Origin of the sequence: Paraburkholderia hospita, from assembly GCF_002902965.1 — a bacterium.
In the GTDB taxonomy this organism is placed as follows: domain Bacteria; phylum Pseudomonadota; class Gammaproteobacteria; order Burkholderiales; family Burkholderiaceae; genus Paraburkholderia; species Paraburkholderia hospita.
Genome location: NZ_CP026105.1, coordinates 3,880,171 through 3,892,277, shown reverse-complemented (window position 1 = coordinate 3,892,277; position 12,107 = coordinate 3,880,171). Strand labels below are relative to the sequence as shown.

Here is a 12,107-nt window from a genome sequence, read left to right as displayed (position 1 = left end):
GAACATGCACGACATTCCGAGTCTTTTGAACGCCGCGCTCGCCCACCATCAGGCAGGACGTCTCACCGATGCGCAGGCGCTTTACGACGCCATTCTGCAGAGCGAGCCGGCGCAATCCGACGCACTGCATTTCTCCGGGCTGCTTGCTTGCCAGACGAATCGCGAGGATGCGGGCATCGCGTTGATGCACGCGTCGATTGCCGCGAATCCGAATGCCGTCTACTACAACAATCTCGGCAACGTGCTGCTCGGGCGCCGCCAATTCGGCGAAGCGATTGAAGGCTACCGGCACGCAGTGACGCTGCGCCCAGATTACGCGGAAGCGCACAACAACCTCGGCAACGCGCTGCGCGCTGCTGGCGACGCCAACGCGTCGATGCTGAGCTGCGCGAGGGCAATCGAATTGCGGCCCGGCTATGCGGAGGCCTACAACAATCTCGGCAACGCGCTGAGAGATCTCGGCGATCTCGACAACGCGGTGCTCGCGTATGGGAAAGCCGTGTCGTTCCGGCCCGACTACGCGGACGCGTTCAGCAATCTCGCCCGCGCGCAGGCGGGGCGAGGCAACGCGGATGAGTCGATTGCCGCGTTCCGTCGTGCGATCGCGCTCGATCCGAACCGCGTCGACAGTCAGGACAGTCTCGCGACGCTGCTGCATGCGAGCGGCGACGCGGATGCGGCCATCGCCGTGTTGCAACGCGCCGCGCAACTCGATCCCGCCGATGCCGCACGTCATCGTAAGCTCGCGCAATGGCTGGGTGGCCGCGAGCGCTGGGACGAAGCCGCGCAGGCGCTGACGAGCGCGGTCGAGCGTGTACCCAGCGACGCATCTGGCTATCTGGAACTGGGCGACGCATACCACCAGGGCGACAAACTGGACGCGGCGATCCTCTGTTACCAGACTGCAACCGAACTCGCTCCACACGACGGGCACGCGCACCATCGGCTGGCGGTCGCGCTGCTCAAGCAACGCCGCGCCGATGAAGCGCTCAAAAGCGCGCAAAAAGCCGTTGCGCTGGAACCGCATTCGGCCGTGCCGCACGTGAATCTGGGCGATGTGTTGAGCGTACTCGGCGACGCGGAAGGCGCGATCGCGAGCTATCGGCGCGGCATCGCGCTCGACGGTGAAATGGAACTCGCGCACAACCGGCTGCTGTTCGATCTCGCGACCCACGCGCCGACTCCGCCTTCCGTCACGCTGGCCGCCGCGCGCGACTTCGGCGCGCGTATGGCCGCGCGTGCGCGCCGATGTGAACATCCGGCGCCGCGAAACGATGGGCGCAAGGTGCGCATCGGTTTCGTGTCCGGCGATCTGCAACTGCATCCCGTGGGAATCTTCATCGAATCGGTGATGGAGCATTTCGCGGATGGCAGCTTCGATCTGATCGCCTATTCGACGCGAGCCAAGGAAGACGACATTACCGCGCGCCTGAAACAGCGCTTCACCGCATGGCGCAGCCTCGTGAACGTGCCCGACGATCAGGCCGTGCGAATGATCCGCGACGATCGCATCGACATACTCGTCGACCTCTCGGGCCATACGGTGCATAACCGCTTGCCCGTGTTCGCGTGGAAGCCCGCGCCCGTGCAGGTGAGCTGGCTCGGCTATTTCGGCACGACGGGCTTGAATGAAATCGACTACGTGCTCGGTGATCCGCATGTGCTGCCCGTCGATGAAGCGTCACACTATGTCGAGAAGACGTGGCAGCTGCCCGACAGCTATCTGTGCTTCACGCCGCCCAAAGACGATGTGACAGTCGGCCCGCTGCCGATGACGCTCAATGGCCACGTCACCTTCGGCTATTTCGGCAAGCTCGTGAAGATCACGCCCAACGTGATCGTCGAATGGTCGCGCATTCTGCGTGCGGTGCCGGGCGCGAAGCTGATGATGAAATCGCACGAACTTGGCGCGGAGCATGCGCGGGTTTCGACGATGGAGAAATTTGCCGCGCAGGGCATCGACGCGTCGCATCTGATTCTCGAAGGCGGCTCGCCGCGTCACGAGTATCTCGCGTCGTACAACCGCGTCGACATCATGCTGAGTCCGTTTCCGTACCCGGGCGGCACGACGACGGCGGAAGCGCTGTGGATGGGCACGCCCGTCGTCGCGCTCAAGGGCGATCGGTTCGTCACGCATATCTGCGAGAGCGTGCTGAGCGCGGCGGGACTCGCCGAATGGATTGCGCGCGACGAAGACGAATACCTCGCGCTGGCCGGCGCGTGGGCCACGCAGCCCGAGCGCCTTGCCGCGTTGCGCGCGGGTTTGCGCGCGCAGACGCTCGCGTCGCCGCTGTGCGATGCGCGGCGCTTCGCGAAGAACCTCAAAGCGGCATTCGAAGGCATGTGGGCGCAATACGCCACGCCGCAAGCTGCATGACGCGAGGCGGGCGCGCTCGTCCCGTCTCCGAAGAACCAAAGGATCACCGTGGATCACGCTAACCTTCTCAACACTGCGCTCGCGCATCATCAGGCCGGCCGGCTCGCCGAAGCCAAGGCGATCTACGACGAGATCCTGCGCGTCAATCCGCGGCATTCGGATGCGCTGCATTTTCTCGGGCTGCTCGCCTGCCAGATTCAACAGCACGAAGCGGGCATCACGCTGATGCGCCAGTCGATCGCGATTCTGCCGAACGCGATTTACCACAACAACCTCGGCAACGCATTGCGCGAGCACGGCCAGCTGAAGCAGGCGATCAACAGTTATCGCGAGGCTGTGGCGCTCAACCCCGGTTACGCGGAAGCGCACAACAATCTCGGCAATGCGCTGCGCGAAGATCGTCAGCCGGATGCGGCGATGCGCAGCAGCGCACAAGCCATCGAATTGCGGCCCGGTTACGCCGAAGCGTACAACAACCTCGGCAACGCGCTGAAGGATCTCGGCGAGGCCGAGAGCGCGGCGCTCGCATATCGCAAGGCGATTTCGTTCAGGCGCGACTACGCGGATGCTCACAACAACCTCGGCAACGCGCTGATGGAGCAGGGCAAGTACGACGAGGCGATCGACAGCTATCGCAGCGCGATTGCGCTCGATTCGAACCGCGCGCTGATGCACAACAGTCTCGGCACGCTGCTGCTCGCGCGCGGCGAACTCGCCGAGGCGGCAGCGAGCCTTCGCAGGGCGGTCGAGCTCGACCCCGATCGGCCCGGTGTACACAACAATCTGGCCAACACGCTGCGCGACATGGGTGAGCGCGAAGCGGCAGCGGTGCATTATTCGAAGGCGATGCAGCTCGCGCAGGCGATCGTCGATTCCTGGCTGGGTGGCGCGGCAATGGCGACACCCATGGCGCGCGTCCAGTCGGGCGAGCCGCGCATGACGTTGGCGGAAGCCTATGCGACGCTCGGCAATGCGTGGTACGGACTGTTTCGCTACGAGGAAGCGATCGACAGTTATCGGCGCTCGGTCGCGCTCGCTGACGATGATGCCGAAGTGCATCACAATCTCGCGGTCGCGTATCTGAAGACAGAACACCCAGGCGAGGCGCTGCACTACGCGCGCAAGGCGCTCGAGTTGAAGGACGGCTCGTCGCGGATGCACATCAACCTCGGCGACGTGTTGCGCTCGCTGGGCGAACTCGACGCAGCCGCGAGCAGCTATCGGAGCGCGATTGAACGGTCGCCCGATGCCGATGTCGCGCACACAGCGTTGCTGTTTTGCGAGGCCAGCATGTCGCAGCGACCCGTCAGCGACTATCTCGCCGATGCCGTCTATTTCGGCGAGCGTATCGCTGCCAATGTCACGCCGTTCAAGCACGCGCGCGCGCCGCGCGGCAAACGACCTTTGCGCGTCGGCTTCGTGTCGGGCGATCTGCGCACGCATCCCGTGGGCATCTTCACCGAGAGCGTGTTGCGTCACATCGATCGGTCGCGGGTCGAACTGATCGCGTACCAGACCAACGACATCGAAGACGACATCACGCAACGTCTGAAGCCGCTCTTCGACGTCTGGACACCGTTATGGAAGCTCTCTCGCGACGCCGCTGCGCAGCGCATCTTCGATGACGGCATCGATATCCTGCTCGACATGGCGGGCCATACGGCATTCAACCGCCTGCCCGTGTTCGCGATGAAGCCGGCGCCCATCCAGGTGACGTGGCTTGGCTTTTTCGCATCGACAGGCATCGCGCAAATCGACTACGTGCTCGGCGATCGCTACGTGCTGCCGCCCGAAGAAGCGCATCACTTCATCGAAAAACCGTGGCGTCTGCCCGATGGCTATCTGTGCATGACGCCGCCGGAGTGCGATGTTTCTGTTGGTCCGCTGCCCATGCGTGCCAATGGCTTCGTCACGTTCGGCTATCTCGGCAAGCTCGCGAAGATGACGGATGACGTGCTCGATCTGTGGACGCGCGTGTTGCGGGAGGTGCCCGGCTCACGTCTGCTCGTCAAGGCGCACGAACTCGACCGGAAGCATGCCTTCGATGCAACGCTGCAGCGCTTCGCGGAGCGCGGGATCGACGCGTCGCGACTTATCCTCGAAGGCGGATCGCCGCGCAACGAATACTTCAAGACGTACCATCGCGTCGACATCGTGCTCAGTCCATTCCCGTATCCGGGCGGCACGACGACGGCGGAAGCGCTGTGGATGGGCTTGCCCGTGGTGGCGATGAAGGGCGACCGCTTCGTCGGCCATATCTGCGAGAGCGTGCTGCATTCCGCCGGCTTCGGCGAATGGATCTGCGACGATCAGGCTGGCTACGTCGAAAGGATCTGTGAACTGGCGGCCAATGTCGATGCGCTGGAGACACTGCGCGCCAGAATGCGCGAGCATGTGCTCGCCTCTGCAATGTGCGATGCGCGGAGATTCGCGAGCAACTTCGTCGATGCGCTGGAAGGAATGTGGCGCGTCTACGAGGAAGGCGCCAACTAAGGTCGACTCTGGAAACTGCGATCGCGCCCGCGCGGCGCAATCGCAATCTTCACGCCTCGTCTTGCCTCGCCGCAGGCAAAAAAAAAAGCTGCATCGCTGCAGCTTTATCAATCCGCGCATTTCTTTTTTTTGGACTTCGTCGCGCGGCGTTCTTCAGTTCGATTCCTTAGAGCATGCCCGTCGAGTGATACATGCTCACCGACTTGATGCGCCGCAGCGCATCGCCGTGCCGCTCGGTAAGACGATCCATGCCGGTGCGGGTCTGCTGGCTGATGCCGGCGTCGATGCGCTGGATCGCGCGGATCTTGTCCAGCGCTTCCGGCGTCTGCTCCGGACGCAGCGACATCAGCAGCGGCGAGCGCTCTTCGACGATCGCCGACGCACGCGCCCAGTCTTGTTGCGAAACCGCGCTTTCGAGAGCGTGGGTCAGGTCGAGTGCGCGAGTCAGCGAATCGTTCATCACAGGTTCCATTGAGCGGGGTGTCTGTCCGCGTTACTTCGAGTTCAGCGAGCCCGTCAGGCCGCCGCCGCCGAACAGCTGGTTCAGGTAGGCCGTGTTGTTCGCCATCGTCGACATCAGGGTGTTCAGTGCCGTGAACTGCGCGTTGTATTGATCGGTCAGCGTGCTCTGATAGTTCGTGAGCTGCGTCGCCTGATCCGACAGATTGCTCAGGTCGGTGTTCAGGGCCTGGGTGCGCTGATCGATCGTGCCGCTCGTCTGCGTGTACGTGTTGATGAACGAGTTCAGCGTCGTGCCGATACCGTTCGTTTTGTTGAACACGGCTGCGACGGCCGAGCTGTTGCTCGTCAGCGCGGTCTGCAGCGCGGTCGAGTCGACCGACAGCGTGCCGTCGTGCTGCAGGTTGATACCGATCGACGACAGGCTGAACGTCTTGCCGCCGACGGTGACCCCGCCGCCGATCAGGCCGCCAAGACCGTTCGTGATCGTGTTCGTCATCGCGTCGCCGAGCAGCGCGCCCGCTTGCGAGCCCGTCGCCTGCGTCGGGTCCCAGGTCAGGCCCGTTTCGGTCGTGATGTAGTTGTTGTACGCGGTGACAAAATCGTTGATGGCCTTCGTCGAGGCCGTCGTGTCGTTGGTGATCGAGATCGTCTGCGTGCTGTTTGCCGACGCACCCGAGATGTCGATGCTCACACCCGTGAGCGCCGACGTGATCGTGTTGCTGGCGCTCGTGATCGTGTTGCCGTCGAGCGAGAGCGTGGCGTCCTTGCCGGCAGCGACCTGCGTGAAGCTGGCCGTGTTCAGACCCGCATCGAGGCCTGCGCCTGCGGAAACCGTCACGTTGTTGGCCGCGCCCGTCTGCTTCGACGTCAAGACCAGATGCTGGCCGTCCGCTGCCGTGATGACGGCTGCCGATACGCCAGGATTGTTGTTTGCCGAGTTGATCGCGTTGGCGACGTCCGACAGCGAATCGGTCGATGCGACGCTGATCTGCATCGAGCTGCTGCCTACGCCGACGGTCAGCGTACCCGTGCCGAGGCTTGCGCCCGACGCGTAAGCCTGCGAGGAAATCTTGTTGGCCGTCGCGATGTTGGTGACGGCGAGTGTGTAGTTGCCGGCCACCGCGCCTTTGCTCGGGTCGGCCGTTGCCGTGACACCCGTGCCCGTGCCGCCGAGAGCGACCGCGAGCTGGTTGAGCGCCGTGCCGTCCGACAGGCCGCTCAACGCGGTCTGCAACGACGAAAGCGCCGATTTGATCTTGCCGATTGCGGACAGCTCTGCGTTGTCCGAATTCTGCTTGGTCGTGATTTGCGACGATTGAGCCGCCGTTTTCGCCGTTACGAGCGCTGACACCAGCGAGTTGACATCGAGGGTCGACTTGGTCGAGCCGCTGATAATGGACTGCGCCGCCTGCTGTAGCAGAGAAGTGATGTCAGCTGACGAGTTCGAAGTCGACGTGGTGGTCATGCGGGTGCTCCGATTGGCGAAACAGGATGCTGTTTATTCGTGGCTTGTAAATGCATGATGGGAGGCGAACCTCCCAACCATGCGATCCAGTTACGTACCGAAGCCGGGCGCAAGCCGCGGCTTCGGGGCGCGGCGCCGTGCTGCGCGCCGCTAGTCGTCACTCTTACTGGAGGAGCTTCAGAACCTGTTGCGGCATCGAGTTCGCTTGCGCGAGCACCGAGATACCAGCTTGCTGCAAAACTTGAGCCTTCGACAGGTTCGCCGTTTCCGTCGCGAAGTCTGCGTCGGTGATCTGCGAACGTGCTGCGCTCATGTTCGTTGCTTGCGTGTTCGTCGTCGAGATTGCTGCCGAGAACGTGTTCTGCGTTGCACCCAGCGTTGCCTGGAAGGTGTTGACGCTGGTCAGCACGCTGTCGATCGTGCTCATTGCTGCCTGTGCGCCCGAAGCAGTCGAAACCGACACGCCGCTCACGCCGAGGCTGCTCGCATCCCACTTTTGCGTACCGAAGTTTGCCGTGATCTGCTGGCCGTTGAATGCGCCGATCTGGAAGTTGACCGAGCCGATGCCGTTCAGGACCGATTGGCCGTTGAACGTCGTTTGTTGCGCGACGCGGGTGATTTCCGTCAGACGGGTCGAGACTTCCGACTGGAGGTTAGCCAGTGCGTTCGAGTCGAGCGAGCCGTCGCCTGCTTCAACTGCCAGCTGGCGGATACGTTGCAGGTTGTCGACGATCGATTGCAGCGCGCCGTTCGTGGTTTGCACCATCGAAATGCCGTTGTTCGCGTTTGCAGCACCTTGCGTCAGTGCGTTGATCGAAGCCGTTTGCGACGTCGAGATCGCGAGACCTGCCGCGTCGTCAGCAGCGGAATTCACACGCTTGCCCGACGACAGGCGGTTGATCGCCTGCGACAGTGCGCTTTGCGAACCCGACAGGTTGTTCTGCGCGGTCAGCGAAGCGATGTTGGTGTTGATGTTCAGCATTTTGCGTCCTCGTTTTTAAAACGCCTCGGATGGAGAGGCTGTTTTGGCTCGGCGTCGCGCTTGACGTGTGCATTGCGTCGCCGCCTGTCCTGGTTGACGGCGTGGTCAGAAGAAAACTTTAGGGGCGATCTCGCGAAATTTGGGGGCGCATGGGTGTGGCGCGCGTGCACGCGGGGGCGTCTGTGACGAATGTCAAGACGGCGTATCCTTGTTGGCCCGCTTTCTTTGCTCGTGGAGATGTCATGCAGAAACGCAATCTCGGCACGTCGCAATTGCAGGTCGCGCCGCTGATGTTCGGCGGGAATGTGTTCGGCTGGACGGCCGACGAAGCGACGTCGTTCTCCATCCTCGACGCGTTCGCCGACGCCGGCCTGAATTTCATCGACACCGCCGACGTCTATTCCGCCTGGGTGCCGAACAACCACGGCGGCGAATCGGAGACGATCATCGGCAAGTGGTTCGCGAAGTCGGGCAAGCGCGACAGGATCGTGCTGTCGACCAAGGTCGGCATGCTGGGAAGCCGCAAGGGATTGTCGGCGGGCAATATCCGCGCGGCTGTCGAAGACTCGCTGCGTCGTTTGCAGACGGACTATATCGACGTGTATTTCTCGCATCTCGACGACGAGGAGACGCCGCTCGCGGAAACGCTGGGCGCGTATCAGCAGTTGGTCGAAGCGGGCAAGGTGCGGGTGGTCGGCGCGTCGAACTACGGTGGTGCGCGCTTGCAGGAAGCGCTGCAGATAGCGCGGGACAACGGCCTGCCGCAATATCAGGTGATCCAGCCGGAGTACAACCTGTACGACCGCGCGGCCTACGAAACCGATCTCGAACCCGTTGCGCTCGCCGCGCGGCTGGGCGTCGTCTGCTATTACAGCCTCGCGAGCGGCTTTCTGTCGGGCAAGTACCGTTCGCGCGACGATCTGTCGAAAAGCGCGCGCGGCCGCAAAGTCGAGGGTTATCTGAATGACCGCGGCTTCGCGATCCTCGATGCACTCGACGAAGTGGCGCAGCGGCATGGCAGCACACCCGCCTCGGTGGCGCTCGCATGGCTGATTGCGCGGCCCAGCATCACGGCGCCGATCGCCAGCGCGACGTCGGTCAAACAGCTGGAAAGTCTTGTCGCGGCAGTGCATCTGACGCTCACCGACGCGGATTTGCGCATATTGAACGACGCAAGTGCCTGAACGGTATCGCTAAAATGCTGGTCTGAAAGCGAATTTCCTGGTATGATCGGGAGTGAATTGAGATCTTTGCTCGTTTCGTCATGGGTTGCTGGTGGCGAAACGCTAGCTAGGCGCGGCGCCGCAACGTGCGCTGCCCGCGTTTCGCGGTGAACTCCCACCTCTCTTTTCCGGCCTCCGTGGCCGCATTGCCTCTCGTTTTCAGTTGTGCTTCGCCAGTCTGAAACGACCGGAGGGCCGGCGCGTGTGTGGGTTGACCGCCACGCCATTAACCGTATCAAGCGTATTTAGGAATTACATGACGACGATTCTTCTGAAGGAAAACGAGCCGTTCGAAGTGGCAATCCGCCGCTTCCGCCGCGCAATCGAAAAGAATGGCCTGATCGCAGAACTGCGTGAGCGCCAGGCGTACGAAAAGCCGACGACGGCACGTAAGCGCAAGAAGGCAGCTGCAGTGAAGCGCCTGCACAAGCGCCTGCGCAGCCAGATGCTGCCGAAGAAGCTGCACTAAGCACGCTTCCTCCGGTACGCGAAAGCACGCCAACGGCGGTGTGAGCTTCGAAAGAAGCCACACCGCCGTTTTTCATTTATGGGGCTTGGTTCACGCGCTGACGCCGCTCGTGAGGATGAATATCAGGCGGCCGTTTTGACGCGTTCGTCGGAAAGGACGAATTGGCGGGCGATCGAGCGTAGCCGGTCGCGCCATTCCCAAGTCCCGAAAACGTCGTGCACGTTTTGCAGGCAACTGAGCAATTCGACGGTGACGGGATCGTAGATGTTCAGGCGCGAACGCAATAGCGCCTTCTTCAGCGCGGCCATGCCGACGTCCATGTAAATGGGCGTATCAGATGCCGTCTTGCCGACGTATCGCACGGGAATGCCTTCCATCGCGGTCATGTAGTCGCGCGGATGGATAAAACTACCGACCGGACAGCCGCCGCAATAACCGCGGTAGGCGCCGCCACCGCGCGGCAGCAGCGCCGCGCGGCCCTGGCCGAACAGATGTTCGACTGCCCGGTCGAAAATTTCCTGATGTGTCAGGAAGTTATGATTTTTCATGTTGGTCTCCCCCCGCGCACTGCGCAGCGGTCATTCGTTTCTGGTGCAATCGCCGACAGTATTCCGTGACGTGCTCACGCCCGAAGCCGCGACGAGAGCATCATTTGCCGCCCAATTCACGGCTTGCGAAGCGCACGCCCTGCACCAGCGACGCCGCCGACGCCCGGCTGACTATCCCCGTCCGGAGGCGCGTCGAACGACATCGCATACATTAGTTATAACGAGCGGAATGCGGTAAAGGTCAGCCGTTGTGTTGGCTAGCGCTCAATGCGCGCATGGACGGCCGTCGCTCCGCTCGTCAACCTCTGTTCGAGGCCTTGCGGGAAGCGGGTTTGCGGGTGACGCTATGCAGCAGGCCACGCCCGTTCGAGCCGGGCGCGATGATGCCATGTGTTGCAACGGCGCGACACATACGCACAACCCGTCGGAACAAGCCGCACTCGTCACTTCGCGCTCTTCTTGCGGCCTTTCTTCCCGAGCAGGGCGCACCGCGAATAGCAGGCGCAATCGGTCTGATGGTCGTTGACCATACCGACTGCCTGCATGAACGCGTAGCAGATGGTTGTGCCCACAAATTTGCAGCCATAGCCTTTGAGCGCTTTGCTGAGCGCGTCCGACACCTCCGTCGACGCCGGCGCATGCGTGTAGCTCGTCCAGGCGTTCTGGATCGGCGTGTTATCGACGAACGACCACACGAAATCCGCTAACGATCCATGCTCCGTCTGAATCTGCCTGACGGCTTTGGCATTGAGAACCGTCGACTCGATCTTGCCGCGATGGCGCACGATACCTTCGTCGAGCACAAGCGCGTCGATCTTTTTCGGCGTGAAGCGGGCGACCTTGTCGATGTCGAAGTTTGAGAAGGCGCGCCGGTATCCGGCGCGTTTGTTCAGAATCGTCGACCACGAAAGCCCGGCCTGCGCGCCTTCGAGCACCAGCATCTCGAACAGATGCTGGTCATTGCGAGAAGGGACGCCCCATTCGGTGTCGTGATAGTGTGCGAGCGCTTCGCTCGTCGTCGCCCAGTTGCATCGCTGCTCCGCCACGTTCAGGCTCCTGCATGATTGGTTGATCGCCCGTCTGTCGGGCCACGCCAGCATAGCGGAACGGGTTGCCGCCGCAACCTGGCCGATCGGCTAATTGTCGCGGGCGAAAAGACCTGCCACGCTATGCAGTAACACATCAATGAGCATATCGATGAATCAAGACCTCTATCTGATCGGCGTCGACGGTGGCGGCACCGGCACGCGCGTCGTGCTGGCGAACGCCGAAGGGCAGGAACTCGCGCAAGGCGCGGCGGGGCCGTCCGGCCTTGCGTTGGGCGTCGAGCGCGCGTGGGACGCGATTCTGGCCGCGAGCGCGCAAGCGTGCGAGCGCGCCGGCGTCACCGCCGAGTGGCCGCGTTTCGTTTTCGGCTGCGGGCTCGCGGGTGTCAACAACCGCGACTGGCTGGCGGCATTTCGCGCGAAGGCGCCGGCGCTCGCCGGCCTCGCCATTGAAAGCGACGCCTATTCGACCTTGCTCGGCGCGCACGGCGGCGAGCCCGGCGTGATCGTCGCGCTGGGAACGGGCAGCGTCGCGGCGGTGCTGGACCGCGACGGTCAAAGCCGCATGGTCGCCGGCTACGGCTATCCGTCTGCCGATGAGGCCGGCGGCGCCTGGCTCGGCCTGCGCGCTATCGTGCATGCGCAGCAGGCGCTCGACGGCCGCGTTCCCGCCGACGAACTCTCGCAGGCATTGATCGAGCACGTCGGCGCGACCGATCGCGACGGGCTGGTGGTCTGGCTGTGCGACGCGAACCAGACGGCTTATGCGAGCCTTGCGCCCGTCGTCGTCGCGCACCGCGAGCATCCGTTTGCCGCCCGGCTGCTCCGCGAAGCCGGTCAGGAGATCGGCAAGATGATTGCGGCGCTCGACCCGTCCGGAACCTTGCCTGTCGCGCTGTGCGGCGGGCTTGGCAAGCCGTTGAGCGAGTATGTGCCCGCGCCTTATCGCGAGCGCCTGCGCGCGCCGCTCTCCGATTCGGCGCACGGCGCGCTGCAGATGGCTCGGCGGGAGGCCGCGCAGATCGGCGACGCATGACGGGCG

At 63.1% G+C, this 12,107-nt stretch carries 10 protein-coding genes; 5 read left to right on the top strand and 5 right to left on the bottom strand.

The window, feature by feature from the left end; translation table 11 throughout:
- The first annotated feature begins 4 nt into the window (after positions 1-4).
- Positions 5-2,377, top strand: a complete 2,373-nt coding sequence (locus C2L64_RS17740) for a tetratricopeptide repeat protein (RefSeq protein WP_090834636.1) — start codon at positions 5-7, stop codon at positions 2,375-2,377.
- Between the two features lie 48 nt (positions 2,378-2,425).
- Positions 2,426-4,870: a tetratricopeptide repeat protein gene (locus tag C2L64_RS17735; RefSeq protein ID WP_090834634.1), complete on the top strand. Its 2,445-nt coding sequence runs from the start codon at positions 2,426-2,428 to the stop codon at positions 4,868-4,870.
- 166 nt (positions 4,871-5,036) lie between these two features.
- On the opposite strand, the gene C2L64_RS17730 is transcribed toward C2L64_RS17735, so the two are convergent.
- The 3 genes from C2L64_RS17730 to C2L64_RS17720 form a co-directional block, all read right to left on the bottom strand.
- Positions 5,037-5,330: a flagellar protein FliT gene (locus C2L64_RS17730; protein WP_242684330.1), complete on the bottom strand. Its 294-nt coding sequence runs from the start codon at positions 5,328-5,330 to the stop codon at positions 5,037-5,039.
- Between the two features lie 33 nt (positions 5,331-5,363).
- Complete coding sequence (gene fliD / locus C2L64_RS17725) at positions 5,364-6,797, bottom strand: flagellar filament capping protein FliD (protein WP_079498675.1); 1,434 nt, start codon at positions 6,795-6,797, stop codon at positions 5,364-5,366.
- Positions 6,798-6,960: 163 nt separating this feature from the next.
- Positions 6,961-7,779: a flagellin domain-containing protein gene (locus C2L64_RS17720; RefSeq protein WP_042305141.1), complete on the bottom strand. Its 819-nt coding sequence runs from the start codon at positions 7,777-7,779 to the stop codon at positions 6,961-6,963.
- A gap of 242 nt (positions 7,780-8,021) precedes the next feature.
- On the opposite strand from C2L64_RS17720, the gene C2L64_RS17715 reads away from it, so the two are divergent.
- On the top strand, positions 8,022-8,963 hold the full coding sequence (locus tag C2L64_RS17715; protein ID WP_090834632.1) for an aldo/keto reductase: 942 nt from the start codon (positions 8,022-8,024) through the stop codon (positions 8,961-8,963).
- Between the two features lie 295 nt (positions 8,964-9,258).
- Positions 9,259-9,471 carry a 30S ribosomal protein S21 gene (rpsU, locus tag C2L64_RS17710; protein WP_007581560.1) on the top strand — a complete coding sequence of 71 codons (213 nt, stop codon included), beginning with the start codon at positions 9,259-9,261 and terminating at the stop codon, positions 9,469-9,471.
- Positions 9,472-9,593: 122 nt separating this feature from the next.
- Here the strand turns inward: rpsU and C2L64_RS17705 are convergent, their stop codons facing one another.
- Together C2L64_RS17705 and C2L64_RS17700 are read right to left on the bottom strand one after the other, a co-directional pair.
- Complete coding sequence (locus C2L64_RS17705) at positions 9,594-10,019, bottom strand: hypothetical protein (RefSeq protein WP_007581556.1); 426 nt, start codon at positions 10,017-10,019, stop codon at positions 9,594-9,596.
- 443 nt (positions 10,020-10,462) lie between these two features.
- A complete protein-coding gene (locus C2L64_RS17700; RefSeq protein WP_176133757.1) occupies positions 10,463-11,119 on the bottom strand; it encodes a DNA-3-methyladenine glycosylase I in 657 nt (218 codons plus the stop codon).
- A gap of 97 nt (positions 11,120-11,216) precedes the next feature.
- Here C2L64_RS17700 and C2L64_RS17695 point away from each other — a divergent pair, with 97 nt between their 5' ends.
- Positions 11,217-12,101: a BadF/BadG/BcrA/BcrD ATPase family protein gene (locus C2L64_RS17695; RefSeq protein ID WP_007581552.1), complete on the top strand. Its 885-nt coding sequence runs from the start codon at positions 11,217-11,219 to the stop codon at positions 12,099-12,101.
- Positions 12,102-12,107 lie beyond the last annotated feature (6 nt).